The sequence below is a fragment of the Sphingomonas sp. S-NIH.Pt15_0812 genome, assembly GCF_003951315.1.
Lineage (GTDB): Bacteria > Pseudomonadota > Alphaproteobacteria > Sphingomonadales > Sphingomonadaceae > Sphingomonas.
On the sequence record NZ_QLJH01000009.1, the window covers coordinates 13,540 to 38,978 of the forward strand.

The 25,439-nt window shown below is 65.8% G+C and carries 20 protein-coding genes; 7 read left to right on the forward strand and 13 right to left on the reverse strand.

The annotated features are described in order from the left end of the window. Positions 1-51 precede the first annotated feature (51 nt). The 6 genes from BRX43_RS07800 to BRX43_RS07825 all read left to right on the forward strand — a co-directional run bounded on the left by BRX43_RS07800 (position 52) and on the right by BRX43_RS07825 (position 7,512). Positions 52-1,140, forward strand: coding sequence for a putative sulfate exporter family transporter (locus BRX43_RS07800; RefSeq protein WP_125994299.1), 1,089 nt, complete (start codon positions 52-54; stop codon positions 1,138-1,140). 96 nt (positions 1,141-1,236) lie between these two features. Then, positions 1,237-1,605: a DUF305 domain-containing protein gene (locus BRX43_RS07805; RefSeq protein ID WP_346962855.1), complete on the forward strand. Its 369-nt coding sequence runs from the start codon at positions 1,237-1,239 to the stop codon at positions 1,603-1,605. Beyond that, positions 1,602-3,032 carry a YncE family protein gene (locus BRX43_RS07810; protein ID WP_164523559.1) on the forward strand — a complete coding sequence of 477 codons (1,431 nt, stop codon included), beginning with the start codon at positions 1,602-1,604 and terminating at the stop codon, positions 3,030-3,032. The genes BRX43_RS07805 and BRX43_RS07810 overlap by 4 nt, the downstream gene beginning before the upstream one ends. 383 nt (positions 3,033-3,415) lie before the next feature. Beyond that, complete coding sequence (locus BRX43_RS07815; RefSeq protein WP_164523560.1) at positions 3,416-4,951, forward strand: GAF domain-containing protein; 1,536 nt, start codon at positions 3,416-3,418, stop codon at positions 4,949-4,951. A 9-nt stretch (positions 4,952-4,960) separates the two neighbouring features. After that, the gene (locus BRX43_RS07820) at positions 4,961-5,338 is read left to right on the forward strand and encodes a response regulator (protein WP_125994301.1); all 378 of its coding nucleotides are present in this window, start codon (positions 4,961-4,963) and stop codon (positions 5,336-5,338) included. Between the two features lie 137 nt (positions 5,339-5,475). After that, on the forward strand, positions 5,476-7,512 hold the full coding sequence (locus BRX43_RS07825; RefSeq protein ID WP_125994302.1) for a PAS domain-containing protein: 2,037 nt from the start codon (positions 5,476-5,478) through the stop codon (positions 7,510-7,512). Between the two features lie 556 nt (positions 7,513-8,068). On the opposite strand, the gene BRX43_RS07830 is transcribed toward BRX43_RS07825, so the two are convergent. The 13 genes from BRX43_RS07830 to BRX43_RS07890 all read right to left on the reverse strand — a co-directional run bounded on the left by BRX43_RS07830 (position 8,069) and on the right by BRX43_RS07890 (position 24,639). Further along, complete coding sequence (locus BRX43_RS07830) at positions 8,069-9,406, reverse strand: HAMP domain-containing sensor histidine kinase (RefSeq protein WP_125994303.1); 1,338 nt, start codon at positions 9,404-9,406, stop codon at positions 8,069-8,071. 2 nt (positions 9,407-9,408) lie between these two features. Then, entirely contained in the window at positions 9,409-10,086 is a 678-nt protein-coding gene (locus tag BRX43_RS07835) for a response regulator transcription factor (protein WP_125994304.1), read from the reverse strand. Positions 10,087-10,093: 7 nt separating this feature from the next. Continuing rightward, positions 10,094-11,470, reverse strand: coding sequence for a TolC family protein (locus tag BRX43_RS07840; protein WP_125994305.1), 1,377 nt, complete (start codon positions 11,468-11,470; stop codon positions 10,094-10,096). After that, positions 11,467-14,589: an efflux RND transporter permease subunit gene (locus BRX43_RS07845; RefSeq protein ID WP_125994306.1), complete on the reverse strand. Its 3,123-nt coding sequence runs from the start codon at positions 14,587-14,589 to the stop codon at positions 11,467-11,469. The genes BRX43_RS07840 and BRX43_RS07845 overlap by 4 nt, the downstream gene beginning before the upstream one ends. Next, on the reverse strand, positions 14,589-15,566 hold the full coding sequence (locus BRX43_RS07850; RefSeq protein WP_125994307.1) for an efflux RND transporter periplasmic adaptor subunit: 978 nt from the start codon (positions 15,564-15,566) through the stop codon (positions 14,589-14,591). Before BRX43_RS07850 ends, BRX43_RS07845 begins: the two co-directional genes overlap by 1 nt. A 141-nt stretch (positions 15,567-15,707) precedes the next feature. Beyond that, positions 15,708-16,334, reverse strand: a complete 627-nt coding sequence (locus BRX43_RS07855; RefSeq protein ID WP_125994308.1) for a DedA family protein — start codon at positions 16,332-16,334, stop codon at positions 15,708-15,710. A gap of 85 nt (positions 16,335-16,419) precedes the next feature. After that, a complete protein-coding gene (locus tag BRX43_RS07860) occupies positions 16,420-16,743 on the reverse strand; it encodes a hypothetical protein (RefSeq protein WP_125994309.1) in 324 nt (107 codons plus the stop codon). 344 nt (positions 16,744-17,087) lie between these two features. Continuing rightward, a complete protein-coding gene (locus BRX43_RS07865) occupies positions 17,088-17,801 on the reverse strand; it encodes a phosphatase PAP2 family protein (protein WP_206433149.1) in 714 nt (237 codons plus the stop codon). After that, a complete protein-coding gene (locus tag BRX43_RS07870) occupies positions 17,798-18,808 on the reverse strand; it encodes a YncE family protein (RefSeq protein WP_125994311.1) in 1,011 nt (336 codons plus the stop codon). The genes BRX43_RS07865 and BRX43_RS07870 overlap by 4 nt, the downstream gene beginning before the upstream one ends. After that, positions 18,805-21,879 carry an efflux RND transporter permease subunit gene (locus BRX43_RS07875; protein WP_125994312.1) on the reverse strand — a complete coding sequence of 1,025 codons (3,075 nt, stop codon included), beginning with the start codon at positions 21,877-21,879 and terminating at the stop codon, positions 18,805-18,807. The genes BRX43_RS07870 and BRX43_RS07875 overlap by 4 nt, the downstream gene beginning before the upstream one ends. Further along, positions 21,879-22,922, reverse strand: coding sequence for an efflux RND transporter periplasmic adaptor subunit (locus BRX43_RS07880; protein ID WP_346962856.1), 1,044 nt, complete (start codon positions 22,920-22,922; stop codon positions 21,879-21,881). Before BRX43_RS07880 ends, BRX43_RS07875 begins: the two co-directional genes overlap by 1 nt. After that, on the reverse strand, positions 22,919-24,226 hold the full coding sequence (locus BRX43_RS07885; RefSeq protein ID WP_125994313.1) for a TolC family protein: 1,308 nt from the start codon (positions 24,224-24,226) through the stop codon (positions 22,919-22,921). Before BRX43_RS07885 ends, BRX43_RS07880 begins: the two co-directional genes overlap by 4 nt. Positions 24,227-24,324: 98 nt before the next feature. Next, positions 24,325-24,639 carry a PepSY domain-containing protein gene (locus BRX43_RS07890; protein ID WP_125994314.1) on the reverse strand — a complete coding sequence of 105 codons (315 nt, stop codon included), beginning with the start codon at positions 24,637-24,639 and terminating at the stop codon, positions 24,325-24,327. Between the two features lie 124 nt (positions 24,640-24,763). Between BRX43_RS07890 and BRX43_RS07895 the strand changes: the two genes are divergently transcribed. Then, positions 24,764-25,438, forward strand: coding sequence for a response regulator transcription factor (locus tag BRX43_RS07895; RefSeq protein ID WP_125994315.1), 675 nt, complete (start codon positions 24,764-24,766; stop codon positions 25,436-25,438). Position 25,439: the final 1 nt, after the last annotated feature.

Consider the following 25,439-nt stretch of genomic DNA (forward strand, 5'->3'; position numbering starts at 1 on the left):
GGATCGATCGGTGATCGCGGCATAGATGATGCGGCGGAAGGAACATCCCCCGTGACCACCGTTGCCCGACCCACTGCTGTAGCCATCGGCCGGTCTGACCGACTGCTCGCCCTTTTGCCGGGTATCGGTCTGTGCCTGGCCGTGACCGGCGCCGCCTATGCGCTGGAAGCCGGCGAGCGCGCCATCGCGGGCAAGGCGTGGCTGGAGGCGCTGGTGCTCGCCATCCTGATCGGCACCGCGATCCGCAGCTTGTGGACGCCCAGTGACAGATGGCACGACGGCATCGCGTTTAGCGCCAAATATCTGCTGGAGGTCGCGGTCGTCCTGCTCGGGGCCTCGGTCAGCGCCGCCACCATCCTGGCCGCTGGCGTACCCCTGCTTGTCGGCATCGCCGGCGTGGTGGCCAGCGCGATCCTGCTCAGCTTCGGCATCGGTCGCCTGCTCGGCCTGCCGACGCGCATGGCGCTGCTGATCGCATGCGGCAATTCGATCTGTGGCAACTCGGCCATCGCCGCGGTGGCACCGGTGATCGAGGCTGACAGCGATGACGTCGCCGCTTCCATCGCTTTCACCGCCGTGCTGGGTGTCGTCGTGGTGCTGGGGCTGCCGCTGCTCGGGATCGCGCTCGGCATGAGCGGCATCGCCTTCGGGGCGCTGGCCGGACTGACCGTGTACGCGGTGCCGCAGGTGATTGCGGCCGCCTCGCCACTGGGCGCTGCGGCTGTGCAGATGGGGACGCTGGTCAAGCTCGTCCGCGTGCTGATGCTGGGGCCGGTCTGCCTCGTCCTGTCGCTGATCGCACCGCGCCTTGCCCCGCAGGAACCGCCCGCGGGAGAGTTTGTGGCAGGCACCGCAGCGCCAAGGAAGTTCGACCTCGCCCATCTGGTCCCGTGGTTCATCGTCGGTTTTCTCGTGATGGTCGCCTGCCGGTCGTTCGGGCTGGTGCCGACCGCCGCGATTCCGCCGATCGGCCGCATCGCCACCTTGCTGACTGTGGTGTCGATGGCAGCGCTGGGACTTGGCGTGGACGTTCGCACTGTCGCCAAGGCAGGCGGCAAGGTGACGACTGCCGTGGTGCTGTCGCTGCTCGGCCTGGGCGCGATCAGCGTGTCCCTGCTGGCGCTGTTGCACATCGCCTGACGGCCAATCGCGGCCGAAGCGGATCGAATACCATGGGTTTATGTTGAGCCGGATGCGTGGATCCGCCGTGTCCGACCGAATGGAGTTGCCGATATCGTGAGAATCCCGCTCAAGACAGCGCTCGCCGCTGCCGCTCTGTTCAGCGGGGCGGCGCTGGCCCAGACCAGCGACTTCGCCACCGCGATGGCCGGCGCAATGCAGCGCATGCATCAGGCGATGGCAGTTCCATCGACTGGCGATCCCGACCGCGACTTTGCCGCGATGATGATCCCGCACCATCAGGGCGCCATCGACATGGCCGAGGCGGAACTCCGCTTCGGCAAGGACGAGCGGCTGCGCCGCCTGGCGCAGGGAATCATCGTCGAACAGCGGCAGGAGATCGCCGTGATGCAGGCCATTCTAAACGAGAAGGGCGGCGCTCCCGCTGCGCCTCAATACCACCACCCGGAAGGAACCCATCGGTGAAGCAGCTGATCCTCGCAGCCCTTGCCGGCACCATGCTGGCCCCCGTCGCGGTCACCGCGCAGCAGGTGCCGAACGCCCAGCCCGACATGCCCGTGTCGCCCAGCGACCGATTCTATACCTCGGACCAGTTTTCCAACACCGTGTCGGTCATCGATCCATCCGCCAACCGGCTGCTCGGCGTCATCAAGCTGGGCGATCCGACGCCGGTGAACCTCAGCCCGCTGTATCGCGGGCAGTTGCTGGTCCACGGCATGGGCTTCTCGCCCGACCGGCGGACGCTCGCTGTCGTGTCGATCGGATCGAATGCGGTCAGCTTCATCGACACCGCCACCAACAGCGTGCGGCACACCACCTATGTTGGCCGCAGCCCGCACGAGGCCTTCTTCCGCCCCGATGGCCGGGAGGTCTGGGTCAGCGTGCGCGGTGAGGACTATATCGCCGTCCTCGATGGCACGACCTACAAGGAGACAGGGCGCATTGCCGTCCCGAACGGTCCCGGCATGACGATCTTCTCCCCGGACGGGAAGTATGGCTATGTCTGTTCCAGCTTCTCGCCCGAAACCCTGGTGATCGACACCGCGTCGAAGCAGATCGTCGGCCGGGTGAAGCAGGAAAGTCCCTTCTGCCCCGACATCGCCGCGACGCCCGATGGCAAGCAGGTCTGGCTGACGCTGAAGGACATCGGCAAGGTCATGGTGTTCGACGCCAAGCCTCCGTTCGCGGTGCTGAAGAGTTTCGCGACGGGTGCGATCACCAACCACGTCAATATCGCGAAGACGCCGCGCGGGCAGTTCGCCTATGTGACGGTCGGCACCGAGAATGTCGTGAAGGTGTTCCGCACCGATGATTTCACCCAAGTCGCGACGATTCCGGTCGGCGCGTTGCCGCACGGCCTGTGGCCCTCGGGTGACGGCAGCCGCATCTATGTCGGCCTGGAGAATGCCGATGCGGTGGCCGCGATCGACACCGCGACGAACAAGGTCATCGCCACCGTGCCGATCGGGCAAGGCCCGCAAGGGGTCGCCTATGTCCCGGGTGCGGTGCCGTCAGGCGACGGCATGGCCGGTCTTCAACCGCTCGCCAAGGCAGGCGAGAAGGTTCAGCTGACGCTTTCCGGCACCGGACGAAGCCAGGTGACGTTGTTCGATCAGGGGCAGGTGCAGATCCTGCAAGCCGCCGTCGCAGGCCTGCCGCCAAAGATGCCGTTCGTGTTGGGCCTGGCTACCAACCCCGATGGTGACGGCCCGGTCGAACCGCTGGCCAAGTTCATGACCAACCCCGCCGGCGGTTCGATCGTGAATGCGGTTGGACCGCTACGACAGATCGTCACGCAGGCCGCCCCCGCAGGATCGCGCCGCTATCTGGTGATCGCTTCCGGTCAGCCGGACGCGGTGGGCAATGTCGTTCAACGGCAGGTCAAACAGTAACGGAAACCCGTTCTGAATCGAGTATCGGGGACGCCCCCGATGCTCGATTCCAACTACCCATTTCCAAAATGAACGGCGATTGAGATAGCTCAGGCTTTCTCAGCGGGATCGAATATCGGGAAAGGAATGACCTTCTCAAAATCTCGATACGATGTCCGAGTTGATACGCCGGCAGCCCTGATCTGAAACGACGGCCTCCGCCGCGCACCCGTTTAATCGCCTCAAATTTGGCCAGCGTCCTGCGCTGCAATTCTCTCGTATCCGCCCGCCTCATACCTAGCTAAGGCTATGCAGGTCCGGGGGGACGGCCATGCTATTGAAAGGGGCGGGGATTGCCACAGAGTCAGGCTGCACGTCGTGCAGGCGCGCTAAGAGAATTGGCGGTGCTCGACACTCTTGAAGAGCAGGCGTTCGACGACATCGTGTTCATTGCGTCGCGGACGTGTGACACGCCGATCGCGCTTATCAGTCTCCTCGATCATAACCGGCAATGGTTCAAGGCGCGCGTAGGCCTGGACGTGGGAGAGACAGAAATCGCCCAGTCGGTGTGCCAGATCGACATCGATGAAGCCGATATGCTCGTCATTCCCGATCTGACCTGCGATCCCCGCACTGCAAAGAATCCGCTGGTGACCGGCGAGCGGGCGTTCCGCTTCTACGCCGGCGCGCCGCTGGTTCTGCGCTCCGGTGTCGTCGTCGGACGTCTATGCGTGATCGATACGGTACCGCGCCCGGAAGGCCTGACGCCCGAACAGTTGACGCTCCTGCGCGCGCTCGGACGGCAGGTGTCCGACCAGCTTGACCTTCGACGCGCCGGACAGATCAGCGCCCGCCTGCTGGAACTGCAATCGGCATTGATCGAAATCAGCGAGTGCATCCGCGCCAGCGAGGAGGCAGTCGAAATGACCTCCGCAGCGGCTGCCGTCGTCGGTCGCGTCCTTCAGGTGGAGCGAGCGAGCTTCGGCCTAGTCGATCCCGACGTGGAAATCGTCGATGTCGAAGCGGACTGGACCGCGCCGGGCGTCGCCAGCATCGCCGGGCGTCACCGCTTCGCGGATTACGGCGCTTTGCGCGCCGATCTGGTAGCCGGCGAACCACTGGTCATCGAGGACGTGGCGACCGATCACCGCACGTCGGCCAATACCGCTGCGATGTACGCACTGGATATCGGCGCGCTGGTGAACATGCCGGTTCTGGAACGCGGGCGCACGGTCGCCATCTTCATCGTCAATGCCGCACGACCACGGACATGGACGCCCGACGAGCTGCTGTTCCTCCGCAGCGTTGCGGACCGTCTCGAAGCCGGTGTCGCCCGCCTGCGTGCCGAGCAGCAGCAAAGCATCCTCAACGGCGAGATCAACCATCGCCTCAAGAACATGCTCGCGATGGTGCAGGCGATCGCCAGCCAGACGCTGCGCGCCGTATCCGAACGCGAGCCCGTGGAGAGTTTCGAGCGCCGCCTAGTCGCGCTGAGCGCCGCGCATGACGTGCTGTTGCAAAAAAGCTGGAAGGACGCGGACCTGCGGACTGTTGCCGAGGCGGTGGTGGAGACGGTCGGCTTCGGCGAGCGCGTGACCCTTGATGGTCCTTCGGTGCCGCTGGGCGCGCGCGCCGCGCTGTCTTTTTCGCTCGTCATTCACGAGCTGATGACGAATGCGTGCAAATATGGCTCGCTCTGTATGGAGGGCGGACACGTCGAACTCACATGGATCATCGAGGGCAGCGGCCCCACTGCATCGCTGATCGTTCGCTGGCGCGAGCGCGGCGGTCCGCCGGTCGTCGCGCCGAGCCGGAAAGGCTTCGGCTCCAAGCTGATACGGCTCGGCCTGACCGGAACGGGCGGAACCGAACTTCGTTATAAACCGGGTGGATTCGAGGCCGACCTGCGGGCCTCCGTCGAGCATCTGGCACAGGCGTAGCAGGAACCGATGACCATCTCCCATCAAGGCTCCGTACCGATTGTCCTCGTCGTTGAGGACGAGCCGCTGCTGCGGCTATTCGCGGCCCAAGTAGTCGAGGACGCCGGCTACGAACCGCTGGAAGCGGCGAATGCTGCTGAGGCTATCACGATTCTGGAGAGCAGGCCGGACATCCGGATCGTCTTCACCGACATCGACATGCCCGGCGGGCTGGACGGCATCAAACTGGCCGCGTGCATCCGCGACCGGTGGCCGCCGATCAAGATCATCATGACATCGGGGAAGCCCCTCCCGCCGCGGACGGTCATGCCGGCGGAGACGGTGTTCTTCCCGAAACCGTACCGGCAGGACCGTGTAATCGCCTCGCTCCACAAGTTGGCCGCATAAGGCTTCTTCAGATCAGGAGTTCCAGTTGACGGTCGGGGATCAGGGCGACCGGAGCATTCCTACAGCACGGTTGATTGACGATCATTGAGGGCTGGCAAGTCATGGCCGGATCGAGAGGAATGCACTACGCATCGTAAATGACTGATCCGCTTTCGTTCGCCGGAGATGGCAAGGCGTCATGCCAGTTGCGCGCGTTCGATTGGGGTGAGTCCCCGCTCGGTTCGCAGGAACAATGGCCGGCGACCTTCCGCTTCCTGCTGTCGCTGATCCTCGCATCGCCGGAAGCGATGTGGTTCGCATGGGGGCCGGAGCGGCTGTTCTTCTTCAACGACGCTTACGTGCCGCAGCTCGGCAACAAGCTGACTGGTGCGATCGGACGCCGTTTCGCGGATGTGTGGGCCGACGTGTACGAGGACGTGCGCGACGCGATCGACCAGACGTTTGCGGGCACCGCATCGAAGTTCACCGAGCGGCCGCTGCTAATGGATCGCGACGGCTGCGGCATGGTCGAAACCTTCTGGACCTTCTCCTTCTCACCCGTACACAGCGATCAGGGCGAGATCGTGGCGCTGCTGTGCATCGCCATGGAGGAAACCCAGCGCAAGGAACGCGAGCGGGAGGGATCGACCGCGTTGCAGCTGTACCAGGATATCGTTCGATCCGACCCCAACCCGGTGTGCGCGTTCGACGCGCACCATGCCGTGATCGCCTTCAACCAGGCATTCAGCGACGAGTTCTTCCGGGTGTACGGGCATCGCGCCCGGCTTGGCGACACCTTCCCTGAGCTGTTCCTGCCCGACCAGGGCGTGCTTATCGGAAGCTACCTGGATCGCGCACTGGCGGGCGAGGACTTCACCGTCACCCAGCGGTTCGGTCATCCGGATCACGCGGTGCCGATGTGGGAGATATCCTACAATCCGTTACGCGATGCGGAGGGGCACATTGTCGGTGCGGTCCAGCATGGCGTCGATATCAACGATCGGGTCCGCGCTGAGGAGGAACTGGCCGAAGCGCAGGAACAGCTTCGCCAAAGCCAGAAGCTGGAAGCGATCGGGCAGCTTACGGGCGGAGTGGCGCACGACTTCAACAACCTGCTGACCGTCATACGGGGCTCGGTTGATCTGCTTCGTCGCGACAACCTCCCGGCAGAGAAGCGGGGCCGATACATCGACGCGATCGGCGATACGGCGGAGCGAGCGGCCAAGTTGACCAGTCAGCTTCTCGCCTTCGCGCGTCGCCAGTCGCTCCGGTCGGAGGTATTCGACGCCGGCAGCTCGCTGGAGGAAGTCGCCACCATGGTGCGGACCATGACCGGGTCGCGCATCGTCCTCGACATCAAGGTGCCGGAAGCGGCCTTCTTCATCGATGCGGACCGCAGCCAGTTCGACACGGCGATCATCAACATGGGCATCAACGCCCGTGATGCGATGAATGGCGAAGGGCATCTCACGATCGCGACAGGACCTGTGTCCGGCATCCCGGCGCTTCGGGGGCATGCCGCCCAAATTGGCGACTTCGTGGCCTTCACCATCACCGACACGGGAAGCGGCATCCCCGCCGATGTGGTTGAGCGCATCTTCGAGCCTTTTTTCACCACGAAGGGCGTCGGCGAAGGCACTGGCTTGGGCCTCAGCCAGGTCATTGGTTTCGCCAAGCAGTCGGGCGGAGATATCAAGGTGAATAGCTTGCCGGGCGAGGGCACGACCTTTACCCTTTATCTCCCACGCGCCTATCCGGACGGCCGCGAGGTGATCGATCTGAAAGCGATCGAGCGGGTCGATGGTGAAGGCGTGTGCGTCCTCGTGGTGGAGGATAACGCGCAAGTCGGCGAGTTCGCGACGGCTGCGCTGGCGGAGCTGGGCTACGACAGCGTCCTGGCGACGGACGGACACGCTGCGCTCAGCTTACTGCAGGAAGACTGCGACCGCTTCCACGTTATCTTCTCTGATGTAGTGATGCCCGGCATGGGCGGGATCGAGCTGGGCGGAGAGGTTCGTCGCCTTTATCCCGACGTGCAGATCATCCTGACCAGCGGCTATAGTCACGTACTTGCGCAAAATGGGCAGCACGGGTTCGAGCTGCTGCATAAGCCCTACTCGGTCGAGCAGCTATCCCACGTGCTGCGCAAGGCGATCACCTGGCAAGTTCGCAAGCGAGTTGTCCCGATAGTCTAACCCTCCATCCATTCTCTAAAACGAAGGGCAAGAGAGTGGCGAGCGTCGACTGGTGAGCTTCCTTTCGCCTCAGGTACGGCGCTTTCCCAAAATCCGTCCCCGAAACCATTTTCCCGAAATTGCCCTACGGACATGGAGTTTCGGGAAAGGCAGGATGGCCACGATAGGTCTTCGCCGAAAGGTCCAGCTGATGATCCCCCCTGCCCGCCCCTCCCGCAGAATTCTTCCTTGGCTGACCTGATCCCGGTGCCTTTTGGGTATACCCTCAGCGTTCCTACGCTGGCCGGTCCGATTTGCGCCGAAAACGAACGTCTAAAAATTTGGCTAAAATTGCCCGTCGGTCTGCCTGGAGCCCTAGCCAAGGAAGACCATACGGCACCCTATCAAACTGCACCGCAGCAGCTCCATGGGGGCGTCACATAAAGCGGACCCAGATATACGCTAACGCCTCGTCAGCGCACCGTTGAGCATCCCCATTGTGATCGCGAAATGGGAAAGTCGGGTCATTCCCAAAACCTGGTTATGCCGGAGTTTTGGGGCACCTTGAGGGCGGGGATCATCCTTGTCGACCGGTCGCCAGCCGAATGGTGACGCCGAACCCGCTGCCGCTTCCCGACAGGATGGCGTTGCCGCCATGCCCGACAGCGATTGCGCGGACCAGTGCGAGACCAAGCCCGTGCCCATCGGTTGAGCGCGACGTTTCAGCGCGGGCAAAGCGCTGGAACAGGCGTTCGGCATCGGTGCTCGGAGCGCCTGGTCCGTCATCCTTCAGCGTCACCTCGATCGCATCGCGCGTCGTTCGGGCAGACAGCGTTGCCGTCGTGCCTTCCGGTGTATGGCGCAGCGAGTTTTCCAGCAGGTTCGACACCGCCTGCGCCAGCAGGCGGCGGTCGCCCTCGACATGCAAACCGGGAGCGATGTCGGTCGCGAGGTGATGACCGGTGGCCTCGAAATCGGGGCGGTAGGTTTCGGCCATGTCGTCGAGCAGCGCCGACAGGTCGATCACGGCCATCGCGCGTCGTTTCGCCAGTCCTTCCACCTCGGCGATGCGCAGCAGCGCGGCGAAGATCTCCAGCAGGTCGTCGGCTTGACGCCGAGCGGCATCGATCGCCTCCGCATCGCCGGCCGCTGCGCGATCGAGGTGGTTGCAAAGGCGGGTGAGCGGCGTGCGCAGGTCGTGCGCGACGTCGGTCGATACCTGCCGCAGATTGTCCATCAGCGCCGCCATTCGGTCGAGCATCCGGTTGAGCGTCGCGGCGAGGCGATCGAACTCGCTGTCGGACCCGTCGCGCAGCACCCGCTGCATCAGATCTCCGGCGATGATCGCCTGCGCGGTCGCATCGATGCGAGACAGGCGGCGACGGGTGAGCCATCCCACCAGCACCGCCGCGCCGATCCCCAGCGCCAGCACCGCGCCCAGCGCTCCAGCGAACAGCGCCGCCAGCTTGCTGTCGATCGCGTCCAGGTCGCGACGATCGGCGACGACGACGAGAAGCCCGCCGGCCAAGGGCGTGGCGAGGGCTTGGCCGACGCCGGTGGTATCGCCGCGGCGAAAGCCGAAATGCTCCTGGTAGCCGGGTTCGGGCGGCGCGAGCGGGGCGATGGTGGCGGCGACCGTCCGCCCGTTGCGGTCGACCAACAGATAGTCGAGACTGGCTTCGTTCCGCGCATCCTCGCGCAGGCGGATGGCCTCGGCCACCCCCGCCAGTCCCGCTTCGCTCGCCTCGGCAACGAGCGCGCGCGTTTCCACCGCGACGCGGTGGTCGAGCTGTTCCTCCAGCGCCTCGTGCGTCACCTCATAAGCGACCGCGCCGATCGCGAGTGTCGCCGCGGCGAAGGCCAGCGCGACCAGCACGACGATGCCGAAGGTGGAGCGCCCAAGGCGGCGGATCATCGTCACGCGTCCCGGATCATGTAGCCCGCGCCGCGCACCGTCTCGATCGCGTCCACGTCGAACCCGGCGTTGAGCTTGGAGCGCAGCCGGCTCAGATGTGTCTCGACGATGTTGGTCCTGGGATCGAAGTCGAAGTCCCAGACGCGTTCGAGCAGCATGGTCCGCGTCATCACCCGGCGGGGGTTGCGCATCAGCTCGGCCAGCAGCGCGAACTCGCGCGGTTGCAGGGTCACACGCCGTCCGGCCCGTTCCACCGTGCGACGATGCAGGTCGAGCACGATGTCGCCGACCCGGAGCAGGTGCGCGTCGCCGCCGCGCGGTGCCGGCCGGCGCGCCAGCGCATTGAGGCGTGCGGCCAGCTCGGAAAAGGCGAACGGCTTGACGAGATAATCGTCGGCGCCGCCCTCTAGTCCCTCCACGCGATCCGCGATCCCGCCCACCGCGGTCAGCATCAGGACCGGCGTCGCGTCGCCGGCCGCCCTCAGCGCCCTGACCAAGGCGAGGCCGTCGAGGCCTGGCAGCATCCGGTCGACCACGATCGCGTCGAACCCGCCCCCGGTCGCCTGGAACAGGCCATCCCGGCCATCGGCGCTGACCGCAACCTGGTGCCCGGCCTGGCCCAGCCCCTGCGCCACGAAGGCGCGGGTGTCGGCATCATCCTCGACGATCAATATCCGCATCGCCCGGTTATCGCTTGCCGGCGTCGGTTCGCCAACCGCCGCCCAGCGCACGGAACAGCGCCACCTCATTCTGCGACACCGCCAGATCGGACTGGACCTGTTGCAGCGTCGCCGACGCGGTGGCGCGCTGCGCATCGACCTGAAGCAGGCCGGGCGCGTCGCCGAGGCGGACCCGCGCACCGGCCCGCCGCGCGTATGCCTGCGCCTCACGCGAGGCGGTCGCCAGATCGAGGTTGCGGCGCGTCTCAGCATCATAGGCCGCCAGCGCCGTCTCTACCTCGCGCAGAGCACGGAGCACGGCCACGTCCCATCCGGCGAGCGCCGCGCGCTCGGTCGCGCGGGCTTGCTCCAGGCGAGCGCGGGCGGGCGCCTGATTGGGGAACGCCCAGCTGACGAGCGGCGATGCGACGGCCTTAATCCCGCCCGACAGCAATCCGATCGCTCCCCCCAGATTGACGCGCGGGTAGAGGTCCGCCCGCGCCACCCCGATCCGCGCCGCAGCTGCGGCAAGGCGTCGCTCCGCCTCGCGGACGTCAGGGCGCCGGAGCAACAGCGCGGTACCGTCGCCGATCGGTGCGGCAGTCTTGAGGCGCGGCGCGGCGGTGCAGGTGAAGGCATAAGCACGCGCTTCCGCTGGGGGGCGTCCCTGCAGCGTCGCGAGCCGATACAGCGCGTTCGCCCGCTGCGCCTCGAACGGCGCGATGGCCGCGCGAGTGGCAGCGGCAATGGTCGCGACCTGTGATACTTCCAGCGGCGACACTTCGCCCGCCCGAAACTGTTCGCGCACGAGCGCGACCGACCGGTCCTGTGCCGCCGCGACTTCGCGCGCGGTCGCGATGGCGCGGGTCGATCCGCACAGGTCGACATAGGCCAGCACCGTGTCGGCCACCACGGCAACGCGCAAGCCGTCGACGACGGCGGCCTGCGCTTCGGCATCCGCGCCCGCCGCGGTCGCGGCCGATCGCAGCCGGCCGAACAGATCGAGATCCCAGCTCGCCGTCGCGGCAATATCATAGTCCGTCGTCGGCACGTTGCCCGACGCGCTCGGTTGCGAGGCGGGGTTGTCGACCCCCAGCGCGCTTTCGATCGTCGTCTGGGGCAGCCGCACCGCCCGTGCCTGCCGCAAAGCGGCGCGCGCACCGTCCAAATTGGCGTAGGCCACGCGCAGATCGGCATTGGCGGCCAGCGCCGATCGCACCAGTCCGTCGAGGACGGGATCGTCGTAGAGCTGCCACCAGTCATCCGGCACCGGCGCGATCGACGCGACGGGAAGCCGGGCGAATTCGCCCGTCGCGCTAGGCGGGGCGATCGTCGGCGGAGGTGCGGGCACGCTCATGCACGCGGAGGCGAGCAGCGCAACGGCGGGAAGAAGGCGACGGATCATGCCAGCGCCTCCTTGCCTGCGGTGGCAGGCGGCACGGTGCGGTCCTCGCCATAGCGGGCATAGAGCGCGGGCAGCAGCAGCAGGTTGAGCGCGGTCGACGAGATAAGGCCGCCGAGGATCACGATCGCCATCGGATGCTCGATCTCGTGCCCTGGCGCGTTGCCCGCGACGATCAGCGGCACCAGTGCCAGTCCCGCGCAGGCGGCGGTCATCAGGATCGGCACCAGTCGCTCTTCCGCGCCACGCAGCACCAGCTCGCGCCCGAACGTCATGCCCTCGTGCCGTTCGAGATGCCGGTAGTGCGACAAGAGCATGATGCCGTTGCGCGCGGCGATGCCGATGACGGTGACGAAGCCGACCAGCGAGCCAAGCGACAGCACCCCGCCGGTGACGGCGACGGCGACCACCCCGCCTACCAGCGCGAACGGCAGGCTGACACCGACCAGCGCGGTGATCCGGCGCGAGCGGAACTCCATCCACACCAGCAGCAGGATGCCGACGAGGCACAGCGCACCGATGCTCCAGAGGCGGCTGCGCGACTCCTTCAATGCGGCATATTCGCCCAGTACCTGCGGATGGTAGCCGGTCGCGAAGGGCACCTTCGCAACCGCGGCATCAACCGCCTGCGCGACCGTGCCCAAGTCCGCGCCAGCGACGTTCAGCGTCACGTCGAGCCGGCGCTGGCCGTTCTCGCGCTTCACTTCGTTAGGTGCGGGCGCGATCTCGATATCGGCGATGTCGCCGAGCCGCACCGGCGCCCCGGCGGCCGCATTGCCGGGAGCGGGCACCTGGATCATCAGGTCGCGCAAGGCGTGGACGCTGTTACGCACGGCGGGCTCGCCCCAGATTGCCACGTCGAAGGCACGCTGGTCGCGGTAGATTTCACCGACCTTGGCCTGCGCGACGAGCACCTGCGCCTGCCGGCGGACCTCGCCCGCGGTCAGGCCGAACCGCGCCAGTTCGCCCGCGCGCGGCCGGATGCGGATTTGCGGCACCAGCACTTGGGATTCCAGCTTCAGGTCGGACACGCCCGGGATGCCGCCGATCGCCTCGCGGACACGGGCCCCGGCCGCGCGCAGCTCCGCCTGATCCGGGCCGTAGATGCGCACGACGATCGTCGCGCCCGCGCCGGTCAGCACCTCCTTGATCCGCTCGCGCAAATAGGTGAGCACGTCGCGATAGAGGCCGGGATAGCCCTCGACCACCTCCTTGATGCGCTTCACCGACGCATCGTAATCGGCATTCTCGTCCAGGCTGATCCAGAGTTCGGTGAAGTTGGGGCCGACCACCTCGTCGGCCTGTTCGGCGCGACCGATATGCGCGCCGAAGTTGCGGACGCCGGGGATGCTGCGCAGCTCCTTCGACGCGCGGATCGTGATCCGGTCCATCGCCTCGATCGACGTCCCCGGCTTCTCGACGAAGTGCATCAGGAAATCGGTTTCGCGGAAGTCGGGCAGGAACTGGTCCTTGAAGGTCGCATAGCCGACACCCGCCAGCAGCAGCCCACCCGCGACGATCCCTACTGCCAGCGCTGGCCGTCCGACAACGCGCGGCAGAAAGCCGACATAGCGGCGCTTCAGTGCGGCCACGATGCGGGTGTCGCGCTCCTCGGTCAGCGGCGCATTCGGCAGGAGTAGCAGACACATGGCGGGCGTGACGGTCAGCGCGACCAGCAGCGACATGCCGATCGCCAGCACATAGGCGATGGCGAGTGGCTGGAAGAAGGTGCCGGCGACCCCGCCCAGGAAGAAGATCGGCACGAACACCAGCATCACGATCAGCGAAGCGAAGACGACCGCCGAGCGCACCTCAAGCGAGGCAGCCAGCACCACCGCGAACGCCGGCTTCGGATCAGCGGATTCGCGGTTCAGCCGCAACCGCCGCGCGATATTCTCGACGTCGATGATCGCATCGTCGACCACCTCGCCCAGCGCGATGACGAGGCCGGCGATAATCATGACGTTGATCGTCGCGCCCGACCACAGCAGCATCAGCCCCGCGCCGAGCAGCGACAGCGGGATCGCGACCAGGCTGATCGTCGCCTGCCGCCAGTCGCGGGTGAACAGGAACAGCACCACCGCGACCAGTGCGCAGCCGATCATCAGTGCGCGGGTGAGATTGTCGATCGAGCGTTCGATAAAGGTCGCCGGCCGGAAGATCGTCGTGTCGACCCTCACGTCCTTGAGACCCGGCTTCAGCTCGGCGAACGCGGCCTCGACCGCGCGGGTCAGCTCCAGCGTATTGGCGGTCGGCTGCTTCTCGACGATCAGCATGATGCCTGGGCCGTCGTCGATGATGGCGTTGCCGATCGGCGCATTGAAGCCATCGACCACGCGGGCGACGTTGCCGATCCTGACCGGCGCTTCGCCTCCCTGCCTGACGACTGCCTGTGCCAGCTCGGCCGCGGTCTGGACGGTGCCCGTCTGCTGGACGGCGAGGCGCTGGTTGGGCGTGTCGACGAAGCCGCCACCCCCAACCAGCACCGCGTCCCCCGCTGCCGCGCGTACCTCCGCCAGCGTCACCCCGGCCGCGCGCAGCCGGTCGGGATCGACGAGCACCTGCAACTGCCGATCGCGCTGGCCCCAGACCGCGACGTTCGCGACGCCGGGAACGGCCATCAGCCGCGGGCGGATCGTCCAGCGCACCAGCTCGGACAATTGCATCTGGTCGAGCTTCGTCGACGATAGCCCGACCTTCATCGCGCGGCTCGTGGAGGACAAGGGCGGCATCAGGACCGGCTGCCGCGCCGCGAGCGGCAGCCGCGGCTGCACCTGCGCGATACGCTCGCCGACCATCTGCCGTGCGCGGATCACGTCGGACCCGCGCTCGAACAGGATCTGCACCGACGACAGGCCCAGCACCGACTTGGATCGCAGCGTCATCAGTCCGGGCACGCCGTTGACCGCAGTCTCGATCGGCACCGTGACCAGGCTCTCGACTTCCTCGGTCGACAGGCCCGGTGCCTCGGTCTGGATTTCCACCATCGGCGGTGCGAACTCGGGAAATACGTCGAGCGGCACGTCGCGCCCTGCGCGAACGCCGAGGATCACCAACAGCGCGGCGAGCGCGAGGACGAGGATGCGCTGCGCCAGCGCGAAATGGACGAGCCGGCCGAGCATCAGTGCGCCGCCCCGAACTCGGTGCCGAACAGCTCCGCCGCGCCATTGGTCACGACCTGCGCCCCAGTGGACAGTCCGCGCGCCAACAGCGCCCGTCCGCCGCTCTCCGATGCCACCTCCACACGCTGGCGGACGAAGCTGTCGGGCGCGGTCTTCTGATAGATCCACTCGCCGCCATGAATATCACGAAGGATCGCAGCAGACGGTACCGACAATCCCTCGGTCTGCCCGGCGAACGGCAGGTCCACCGCGACCCGCTGGCCGACGCGGAAGGCGCGGTCGCGATTGTCGACGGCGTAATACAGGTCGACCGTGCCCGCGACGGTGTTGGCCGATGGCGGCGCCTGCACTGGACGGGCGCTGCGCGGCGCGCCGGCGTCCCCGAGCGTGCGGACCATCGCCGCGGCCTCTCGACGCACATTGCCCATGTCACTGCCGAACACCGACGCACGGACCCATAGCACTGCTTGCGAACCGAGCGAGGCAACCGCAGGCCCAAGCAAACGACGCTGCTGTCGTGCCGCGCCCAGCGCCGCCTGCGCTGCTGCGAGGGCTGCTGCGGCTTCGTCGCGCGCCCGGACACTGCCTGCTTCCTCGCGCACCAAGCTTTCGGCCCGGTCCAGCGCGATCCGGGCAAGGTGGGCCTGCGCCGATGCCCGCGCCAGTTCGGCATCGGCCGCGGCCTGCTGGCTGCCGATTTGCTGGAGATTGGTCGTTGAGTTCACCGGCACACCATTGGCGCTGATCGGCGGGACCACGATTTCGCCAGCTACTTCACGCGTTGCGGTAGCGGATCCTCCGCCGACGCGCACCAGGCTGATGCCCAAGCGATGTTGCGCCTCGGGCGTCAGCGTTAGCTTTAGCAGCTCGCTTTCGTGCGCGATCGTCTCGGTATGGGCAGGCGGTGCGGGGGGCTTCGCGGTCTTCTCGCCGCAACCAGCAAGCAGCATCGGGATCAGAAGAATGGTCTGGCGCATCGTGACGGCTTAGTCGCGAAAGAGTGGGCGCTACTGGAGCCGACTATACAAAGTCCCAATGTAGCGGCACCCGCTCTGATTGAGGACGAAGGGACCCAAGTTTATCCCCGACTCTTATTCGGTTTCTGCGGCGCGTGAAGCTCACACCCTCTTCAGGCGACGCCACACAAACCATATTGCCGCCAGCACGATCGCCCCCAGCAGAACCAGGTCAATCTTGTGAAACAAGCCCGACAATCGCGGGTCCGTCTTCCAACGGCTCCCAAGCACTTGGCCGGCATAGGCCAGCCCTAAGCACCAAGGCAGTGACCCTATGAATGTGTAGAGGTGAAAGCGCAGCAACGGCATCTGGGCGATCCCCGCAGGTAGCGCGATGAACGAGCGAATGCCTGGCAACATTCGACCGATCAGAACAGCCGCACCGCCAAAGCGTTCGAAAAACCGTTCCGATCGGTCAAGATCCTCAGATGTGAGCAGGAGCCAGCGTCCGTAACGCTCGACCATGGGACGGCCGCCGTGAAGCCCCGCCTCATACGCAAGAGCTGACCCGAGATTACAGCCGACCGCCCCCGCAATCGCAACCAGCCAGAGGTCCAGACGACCGGTTGAGACCAGATAACCGCTGAACGGCATAATGATTTCAGACGGCAGCGGGATGCAGGCGCTTTCAAGAGCCATCAAACCGATGATCCCAAAATATCCGGTCGCAGCGATCGCGGCGACGATCCAGCCCGCCAGCGTCGCAACCAAGTTGCTGATCGCAGTCATATCAAAGTTCCTATGTGCGGATCGCGATCGTCGGGCTTAGACAACCGGGCGAGGGCAGTATCCAGGCTGATCGGATGTGAGAGCATCACGCCGCAGATATCTGCGACAGTGCAAGACCGTAGGACAAACTGTCGTATGGCGTCGCCGTGTACGACGTTTGCGTCCGCGACGTGATGGCGTGCACGTCAGCGTGATCGCCGGGAAACACGATTGCGAGATCAAGTTCGGCAGCGGTTCGCACGAGTGAGGATAGACGATCAGGCTCGTACGAGACGAGAATCACGGCATCGAACACGCTCACGTCAAGGTTGGGGGGCAGGTCGGCTGACAAGAATGCGACGATTGCGTCGACGCCCAGCGCCCTTGCCCAATGTTCGAGCCGACGCCGGTGTCGACCATAGCCGATCATCGTCAAGCGATCACCCAGCTTCCCGCTGAGAGCAAAGGCCCGGATGGCAGTGACATAGCCCCGGCGATCGCCGGCCTTGCCAACGGCGAGGTAGCGCGTCGGCGTGCATGATCGCCGACGTGCGCCATCCGGGCCGTCACCACGTCGCACCGAGCGACGACACGCTTGCGCAGCGAGGTTTGATCCAGTCTGGTCAGTCGGTACAGTTTGGCTTCGAGACGGCGCAGGAACCAGGCACTGTTGGCTGCGGCAGTTTTCATCTTGCTGGACGTGTCTGCCGGCTCGCTCCGGCTGATCGTGCTCACAATGTTGGCGCCGATTTCCAAAGAAGCGTACCAGCCAGTTCACTTGGGTTCACTCACGCGAAGCGTCCGCTTCCCGAAGGTTCGTGATCCTCCGCCAATTCGTCGGGCGAAAACCTGGGTAACGGTGGCCGTCCAGCCCAAGCCGATTGCCCAGCCAGCTGCAACATCCGTTGGCCAGTGGACGCCAAGGACGATCCGCGACGCACCGATAGCAAACACCAAAAGCATGGCAGCGACGGCCACCAGATTCCATCGACGTCCGCCATCAGACCCTGCCACAATGGCGATAGCTATCGAGCCATAGACGAAGGCGGAGTCCATGGCGTGCCCGCTTGGAAAGCTTGCAGTCTGAACATCCACGAGATGCGAGACTACCATCGGCCTGGGCCGGCCCACCGCCGCCTTGATCGCACTGATGATGACGGCCCCGCCTGCGGTCGTGCCTGCGAGATAGGCGCACCATTGCCAACGTCGCCTTATTGCGCACACTGCGATCGCGACCGCAGTCGCGATCCACAGGGTGGCATTGTTTCCCATCACCGTCACGACACGCGAAAAGGCGATCAACCAACCATGATCGCCGGTGTGCCTGCGCATCCATAATAGAATGGCCGGATCGAAACCCGTCACGCGGCCCGTCTCGATTAGTGCTGCGACGCCAAATAATAGCCCTCCGCCAAGCGCAAGCAGTGCGGCCTTGGCGAGAATTTGTGCCGGCGCAGCGGTCCGGGTAATTCCACAAGGCCCGGTCACGCCGGCTTCACGACCAAGACCTTGAACGTGTCAGGCGTTGCGACCGGGCGGGCGCCAGGTTTGGCCGGCGGGCCAAACGATGCTGTCGGCAGGTAGATGGCACCACTTTCCGGATCGAGCGCCCCCGTCCTGGCACCTTCGGCAGTCTTGATACGTCCAACGCGCTTCACGACGGCGCCCTCGAGAGACAGGACGTCCAGCACTCCGTCCTTGCCGCAGGGAATGAGCGCCAAGCGACGCTGCGGATCCAGAATGACGGCATCGGGGCCTGTGGCGATGTCGACCAGCTGCGAAAGTTTGCGGTTCGAGCCGAGGACGATGGCCGCCTTACCGTTGGCACAGGCGGCGATGAGGCGATCCGTTTTCGCGTCATAGGCGAGGCCAGATGGCTCGGTGCATCCTGGTAAGGCGATCGGCGCAGCGACCGTACCGCGTCGGATGTCGACGACCTCGATCTCGTTTGCGTCCTCGTCATTGACGAACAGCGTGCCGTTCGGCGTCAGCGCGGCATATTCAAGGCCGGGCTTGAGCTGCACAGTGCGCAACGTCCGCATCGCTGTCGTGTCGATGATCGATACCGAGCCGGCCTTGGCATTCATGACAAAGCCGGTCTTGCCATCAGCGGAGACGATCGCAGCGTCGGGCTTTTCGCCGACCGCGACACGGCCCAGTTCCCGACCATCGGAGGTTGAGAGAAAGCGGACCGAGGCATCGTCGCCGCTCGTCGCCATGATGCGCCCGCCGGGAAGCGGTACGACCGCATGACCGTGCGCGAAGGTGCCGATCGATCCGACTGCCCGCTCACGTCTAGTGTCGATGACGGTGACCGACGTCGACCGCGCGATGTAGAGGCGGTGATCAACGGGATCGACGCGGGCATAATCCCATCCCCCGCCGTCTGGACTGGAGATCGTAGCTGCGACGCGGTAGGCTGGCACCCGCGGGGCAGCCCCCGCCGCAGCGAAGGATGCCAGCGCCAAGATGGCAGTCGTAAGTACGCTCTTCATGGTGCGGTTCCCTGTTCTGGAATGGCAGGATCATGGTCGGAATGCGGTAGGGTCAGCCGAACGAGCACCGGCATCGCCAAGAGCACGAGCGGATATTGCAGCAGCAGGCCGGCGATGATCGCGATCGCGAGCGGCTGCTGGATGCCCGCTCCCTGACCGATCGCGAGCGCCAGCGGCAGCAGCGTCAAAATCGCCGCCAGCGTCGTCATCGTGATCGGGCGCAGGCGATTGCGGCTTGCCTCGCGCGTCGCGACGACGGGCGGCATGGTGTGGCAGAGTTCCTCGAACTCGGAGACGTAGAAGATCGCCATCTCGGTGCCGATGCCGATAATCATCGTCATGCCCATCAGCGCCGTGATGTTGAGGTCGACGCCGGCGAGCCACAGGGCGGTGAATACTGCCGTGGTCGACAGCAGCGAGCAGCCGATGATGATAACGGGCAACCAGAACCGCCGGTAAAGCACAAGGAGCAACACCAGCTCGGCGACGAGGGCTGCGCCGAATATCTTGATGAGGCCTGCGAAGGCGATCTGCTGCTGCTGATAGAGGCCGCCCAGCTCGTAGCGGATGCCGGGTGCCAGTACGCCTGGCTGGTCAAGGGCCTTGGTTACGTCACCAACGGCAGCGCCGATCCCACGCCCTTGGATACGACCGGTCACGGCCACCATCGGTTCCAGGTTCTCGCGGGCGATCTGTGGTTGTCCGACGACCGCCTCGATGGATGCGACGCGCGACAGCGGAAACACATGGCCGTCGGTGGCACGGATGGGCAGTTGCGCAAGCCCCGCCTGGCTGATCGTCATCGCCTGCGGAAGCCGGACGCGCACGTCGATGGACTTGTCGGGTCGGGCAAGGGTTGTGGCGACAGTGCCACTCAGGGCGGTCGACAGCTGTGCCTCAACGTCTGCGGGCGCGACCCCTTCCACGCCGGCGCGGACCGGGTCGACGCGGACATCGAGTGCGTCACCTGCCAGTTGAACGCCGTCCTTCACCTCGACGACGCCGTCGATCCTTTCGATCAGGGCAGCGACCTTCTTCGCCTGGGCATCGAGCACGGTCGGGTCGGACGAGTAGAGTTTGACCTCGATCGGCTGCGGGACGGCCGTGAGATCGCCGATCAGATCCTCGATGAGTTGTGCGACCTCGACCTGGACGCCTGGCACCTTGACCCCGATCTCGTCGGCGACGCTGGCGGCCACCTCCTCGGTCGGGCGGCTGTGGTACGGCTTCAGCCGGACGAAATAGTCGCCGTGATAGCTCTGGCCGAGATCGCCACCGAGGCCGGTGCCGAGCCGCCGCGAGAAGGTCAGCACCTCCGGATTGGCCCGCAGCAGCTGGTCGATCTGACCGACCTGACGCCCGCTTTCGTCAAGCGAGGTGCCGGGAGCGGTGTAGTAATCCATGACGAAGCCGCCTTCGTCGACCTTCGGCATGAAGCCTGTCGGCACCTTGGAATAGCCGATATAGCCGACTGCCAGGAGCGGGACGAGGATGACAAGGAGCAGCCACGGTCGGGCCGACAGGCGATCAAGGCCCTTGTCGTGAATGACGGCGAGGCGTCCCTCGCCGGCGACGCCGGGGTCTCGCCATGTACGGAAGTCCACCAGCCACCGCACGAGGACCGGTACGACGAAAGCGGTCATCGCCCAGGAAATGGCGAGCGCGGCCGCCATCGTCACTGACAGCGCCTTGGAGAACGCGCCGGTCACACCGGTCAAGAACGACAGCGGCAGGAACACGATCAGCGTCGCCAGGCTCGATCCCGTCAGCGGTGCCATGAACTCGCGCGCGGCCGGGATGACAGCAGCGTTGCCAGCGACTTCCCCATCCGGCTTCATCTCACCGGCGCGTCGGGCGATATGCTCGACCATGACGATGACGTCGTCGATCAGCAGCCCGACCGCGGCTGCGATGCCGCCGAGGGTCATGATGTTGAAGCTCATGCCAAGGATGCTCAGCACCAGCATCGTGGTCGCCAGTGTGGCCGGTACGACGATGATGGCGACGAGCGTCACGCGCCAGCTGCGCAGGAACAGGAGGAGCACCAGCGCGGCGAGCGCAAGGCCGATCAGCACAGCGTCACGAACGCTCGCGACCGATTGGGTTACCAGCTCGCTCTGATCGTACCAGTTGACCAGCTTGACCCCGGCCGGCAGCTTCACGCCCGCCAGCTTTTCCTGCACTTGCCTTGCGATCTGGACCGCGTTGCCGTCTGGCTGCTCGTAGATATTGAACAGTACCGCGGGTTTCCCGTCCTCGACGATCCGCTGCCAGACGGGCACGGCACCGGTCTGCACGGTCGCGACATCCCGCACCCGAACGACCCCTGCCGGGGCCGCCTTGACGACGATGTCACCCACCTGCACGGCGCTGGCGACACTGCGATCGGCAATGACAAGCGAGAGCCGACCACGATCCTGGACTTGGCCCACCGCACTCAACACATTGCCATTGCGGATAGCGGTCGCAAGGTCCGCCATCGCCAGGCCGTAGCTTGCGAGCCGTTGCGGGTCCGCGAGTACCTCGACCTCCGCGGTGTCGCCACCCTGCACACCGACCTTGGCGAGACCGTTAATCGAGGACAGCAGCGGGGTGATCTGAAGTCGCGCGAAGTCCTGGAGCTGGGCCGGATCCGCTGTATCGGATACCAAGGCATAGGAGATGATCGGGAAAACGGTCGGGTCCATCCGGCGGACATTGTACTGCGTGCCAGCAGGCAGCGATGGCAGGATGCGGCCGACCGCGGTGTCGACCAGCAGCGTGCTCGCGATCATGTCGCGCCCCCAACCGAAGTCGATCGAGATCTGCGCCGTCCCGCGCGCTGTCTCGGAGCGGACGTTGTTGACACCGGGGATGACGCGGATCGCCTCTTCGACGGGGCGGGTGACGGTCAGCGCGGTCTGATCGGCGGGACGGCTCCCTGAATCGAGATCGACCACGACCCGCGGAAACGACACTTGCGGGAAGAGTCCGATCGGCAACGATAAGGCTGCGACGATCCCCGCGAGCGCCAGGGCCAGGCCGACAAGGACGAAGGCGCGCGACTGGGTGCGGAGGAGACGCTCGAGCATTACCGGCTCCGGACCGCGTCGCCGTCAGTGACCTGATAGGCGCCTGCGACGATCAGCGGGAGGCGCGGTGAGAGGGCACCGTCGACCACGTCGCCGGCGTCCGAGGAAAGCCGGACGACGACCGGAACCGCCTTGGCCTTGCCGCCCCGGATCTGGAAGATGCGCGGGCGACCGCCCGCGGTGACTACCGCCGCGTGCGGCACGACCCATCCGCCGACCTCGCCGGTACGGATGTCGACCTGCATCGGCTCACCCGGCAGCAACGCCCCCGCCGGAAAGGACAGGTCGACGTCGACCATCTTGGTCACGGCGTTCAACGCGCCGTCGACCCGGACCACACGACCCTCGAGCGTGCCGCCCCCGGACAGGCGCTTCAACGACGCACCTTGGCCGACGGTGACGCCTCCACGCTGCGAAGGATCGATCCCCACGGTTACGACGATCCCGCCTGACCGCGCGACCGTCAGGATCGTGGCGCCGGCAGCGGTGCGATCCCCTTGCGCCACGGCCACGGCGGTGACGACGCCAGAAAACGGTGCCGTGATGGTATGAATCGGCGCCCCGGCGCCCTCTGCCCGAAGCGCGGCCAGCACTGTTCGGGCGTCGGACACCGCCTTGTCGGCCTGCACCAGCTGATCGGTTGTTGCGAGCTGCTGCGCTAGAAGCTGCGCCGTGGTGGCGCGCGCCTTCTGCGCTGCGGCGAGAGCGCTCACCGCTTGTTCGTAGGTGCTGCGCGAAGTTGGCGCAGTGACGAAGGTTGCCAGCGGCTGACCCGTCTTCACGGCGCTGCCGGGCGCGACGAACAGCCGCGTGACCTGGCCCGGCTGCGCCTCGCTGAAGGTGCGGGTGCCGATCTCGGACGGTGCCACGGAACCGTAAGCGGTGACGATCGCCGGCAGCGCACCCTGGCGGGGTGCGACGGTGCCGACGAGGACGCTCGGCGTCGGGGTATCGCTGGCATCCGGCGTGGCGGACGTTCCGCTGCACGCTGCGACCAGCAGCAGAAGAAGGGCAGCGGAGATCCTCGTGGGTATTGGAGTCACCGGACCGTGCCCGCTTGCTCTGGCGGCAGGTCGGCCGTCGGCAGGCCGTCGCCGACCAGCGTCTGGATGGCGATCTGCCGATCGAACAGCGCGAGTTTCAGGGTCATGATCTCCTCTTCCTTGGCGAAGCGGTTGGAGACGAGGTCGACATAGCCGCGCTCGTCGATGTTGGAGGCGCCGAACGCCGCCTGCGCCCGGGCCGCGGCGGTACGAGCGGCAGGCAGATCGCGGCGCGCGATCGCAAGTTGCGCCGCAAGCTGTTCATATTCCCGCAGCAGCGCGCCAACCGTACCGGTAGCGGCCGCTAGCCGCGCCGCATAATCGGCTTGAAGCTGCGCCCGCGTCGCCTGCGCGATCGCGACATTGCCCTGGTTGCGATCGAAGATGGGCAGGCCGACCTGCACGTTCGGCCCACCGTTGATGACCTTCGAACTGTCGCTCGACGCCGAGCCGCCAAGAATCAGGTCAGGAAACTGCGACAGGATCGCGACGCGCAATTGCTCGTCCGCGGCGGCATAGCCGAGGCGCAGCGCGAGCAGGTCGGGCCGGCGATCAGGAAGGGTCGCAAGCTCAGCACGGATCGCCGTAAGGTCGAACGGCGGCAGGTCGGGCGCGGTTGCGAGCGGCACGACCGCATCGGGCGTCAGGCCCAGCAGGGCGTTCAGCTGGTGACGCTGTGAGAGCAAAGTCTGGTCGAGCGTGTTGAGCGATGTCCGCGCCGCCTGAAGCGCAACACGGTCCGGGGCGACGGTAACAAGCGTCACGGTTCGCGCCGCCAGCGCGCGCTCGAGCTTGCCGTTCCGGTCAGACAGGAGATCGTAGGCCGCGACATAGGTCGGGCGGCTGCGCGTGCCGATGATGATGTCGGTGGCAAGCTGGCGCGCCTGTCCGGCGACCTGCCATTCCTGCCAGACGAGATCGGCCGCGACCTGCCGGGTGCTCGCAGTGGCAGCGCGGCGTCGCGCACGATAGGTGACGAGGTTCTTGATGTCCTGTGCCAGTCCCAGATTCCAGGCCGGGACAGTGCCCGCCCCCGAAAGCAGAGGCAGGAAAGCGCCCGACAGGGACGGATTGGCGAGGATCGAGGCTTGCGTCGCCTGGCCCTCGGCAATGCCCCGCTTCAGGCGCGCAGCGCGAAGGTCCGGGTTGTTCGCCAGCGCCAACGTAACGACATCGCCAACCGACAGCGCTCCATGATCCTCCGCGGCCCCCTGGAGCGCACCGATTGACGGCGCGAGCGGTAAATCTCGCGTGAGCGGAAGTGGGGTGTAATGCGCGCATCCCGCCAGCAACGCTGCGAGCATAACGGGCTGAACGCCCTTCCTGGTCCCCCTGATCAGCATCTTTCTGTCGCGCCTCATGACCGGTGACGCTGGCCAATGCGCCGGCATCTCGATGTTGGTCAGTCCGGGGTTTTGCTCTCCGCAACATTCTCGAGGATCGCGCCGCTTCGCGCATCGATACCAACTTCATAAGGCTTGCCGTGGCTGGTGATGTCGAAGGAATAGCGCAGGCCGCTGCCGCCCTTCTCTTTTTCCAATTCCTGGTCGGTAATCTTGCCGGGACGCGCCTTGAGCGCGGTCTGCCGAGCCGTCGCGAGAGAGACTTTCGCCTCAGCGGCGTATTGGTGTCCTTTCAGTTTCGTTGGTGCCGCAGCGGCTGTCCCACTCATCGCTGCGACGGACAGCACACCCAGCATCAATCGCACCTCTTTCATGACACACACTCCTTGAGGCAGGTTACACCGTGCCCTTCTAGGAGCGGCAACCTTCGCCGCAGGTGAGGACAAGATTGATTATGCCCAACTTGCCGTCTCCGGCGCGAAACCGGATTATCCGTCGATGAAGCTCTTGTTGCTCGAAGACGATGCCGTGACGCGTGAGGACCTGCAGCGCGTGCTGAGCAGTGCAGGCCATGTCGTCGACGCCTGTACGACCGGGCAGGACGCGATCTTCCTGGCGTCTTCCAGCGATTACGCCGTTCTGATCCTCGACCGGATGGTGCCCGGCATTTCCGGCCTGCCGGCGCTCAAGGCTATCCGGGCGGCGGGGATACGAACCCCGGCACTCTTTTTGACGGCCATGAACGGCGTCGAGGACCGGGTCGAAGGGCTCGAGGCGGGAGCCGACGACTATCTGGCGAAGCCATTCGCGGCGACCGAGCTGCTCGCGCGGATCAATGCACTCGCCCGGCGCCCCCCGATCTTGGAAGTCGCTGCCACGATTGCGGTCGGTGACCTCGTCCTCGACCGAATCCGGCGCAGCGTCACGCGCGCGGGCCAGCGGGTGGAATTGCAGGCGCAGGAATTGAAGCTGCTCGAATATATGATGCTGCACGCGGGCGAGGTGGTGACGCGCACGATGCTCCTCGAGAATGTCTGGTCGTTTCACTTCGATCCCAAGACCAACATCATCGAGAGCCACATGAGCCGGTTGCGCGCCAAGGTCGATCGGGGTTTCGGACGTGAACTGATCCATACGGTGCGGGGCGCTGGATACCGGATCGATGCGGGTTAGG

What these genes read in the sequence shown, in the direction of transcription:
- BRX43_RS07850 (WP_125994307.1), bottom strand. Translation starts at nt 15,566, where the DNA reads ATGCGCCAGACCATTCTTCTGATCCCGATGCTGCTTGCTGGTTGCGGC.
- BRX43_RS07855 (WP_125994308.1), bottom strand. Translation starts at nt 16,334, where the DNA reads ATGACTGCGATCAGCAACTTGGTTGCGACGCTGGCGGGCTGGATCGTC.
- BRX43_RS07895 (WP_125994315.1), top strand. Translation starts at nt 24,764, where the DNA reads ATGAAGCTCTTGTTGCTCGAAGACGATGCCGTGACGCGTGAGGACCTG.
- BRX43_RS07835 (WP_125994304.1), bottom strand. Translation starts at nt 10,086, where the DNA reads ATGCGGATATTGATCGTCGAGGATGATGCCGACACCCGCGCCTTCGTG.
- BRX43_RS07830 (WP_125994303.1), bottom strand. Translation starts at nt 9,406, where the DNA reads ATGATCCGCCGCCTTGGGCGCTCCACCTTCGGCATCGTCGTGCTGGTC.
- BRX43_RS07845 (WP_125994306.1), bottom strand. Translation starts at nt 14,589, where the DNA reads ATGCTCGGCCGGCTCGTCCATTTCGCGCTGGCGCAGCGCATCCTCGTC.
- BRX43_RS07875 (WP_125994312.1), bottom strand. Translation starts at nt 21,879, where the DNA reads ATGCTCGAGCGTCTCCTCCGCACCCAGTCGCGCGCCTTCGTCCTTGTC.
- BRX43_RS07840 (WP_125994305.1), bottom strand. Translation starts at nt 11,470, where the DNA reads ATGATCCGTCGCCTTCTTCCCGCCGTTGCGCTGCTCGCCTCCGCGTGC.
- BRX43_RS07825 (WP_125994302.1), top strand. Translation starts at nt 5,476, where the DNA reads ATGACTGATCCGCTTTCGTTCGCCGGAGATGGCAAGGCGTCATGCCAG.
- BRX43_RS07820 (WP_125994301.1), top strand. Translation starts at nt 4,961, where the DNA reads ATGACCATCTCCCATCAAGGCTCCGTACCGATTGTCCTCGTCGTTGAG.
- BRX43_RS07860 (WP_125994309.1), bottom strand. Translation starts at nt 16,743, where the DNA reads ATGATCGGCTATGGTCGACACCGGCGTCGGCTCGAACATTGGGCAAGG.
- BRX43_RS07890 (WP_125994314.1), bottom strand. Translation starts at nt 24,639, where the DNA reads ATGAAAGAGGTGCGATTGATGCTGGGTGTGCTGTCCGTCGCAGCGATG.
- BRX43_RS07885 (WP_125994313.1), bottom strand. Translation starts at nt 24,226, where the DNA reads ATGCTCGCAGCGTTGCTGGCGGGATGCGCGCATTACACCCCACTTCCG.
- BRX43_RS07870 (WP_125994311.1), bottom strand. Translation starts at nt 18,808, where the DNA reads ATGAAGAGCGTACTTACGACTGCCATCTTGGCGCTGGCATCCTTCGCT.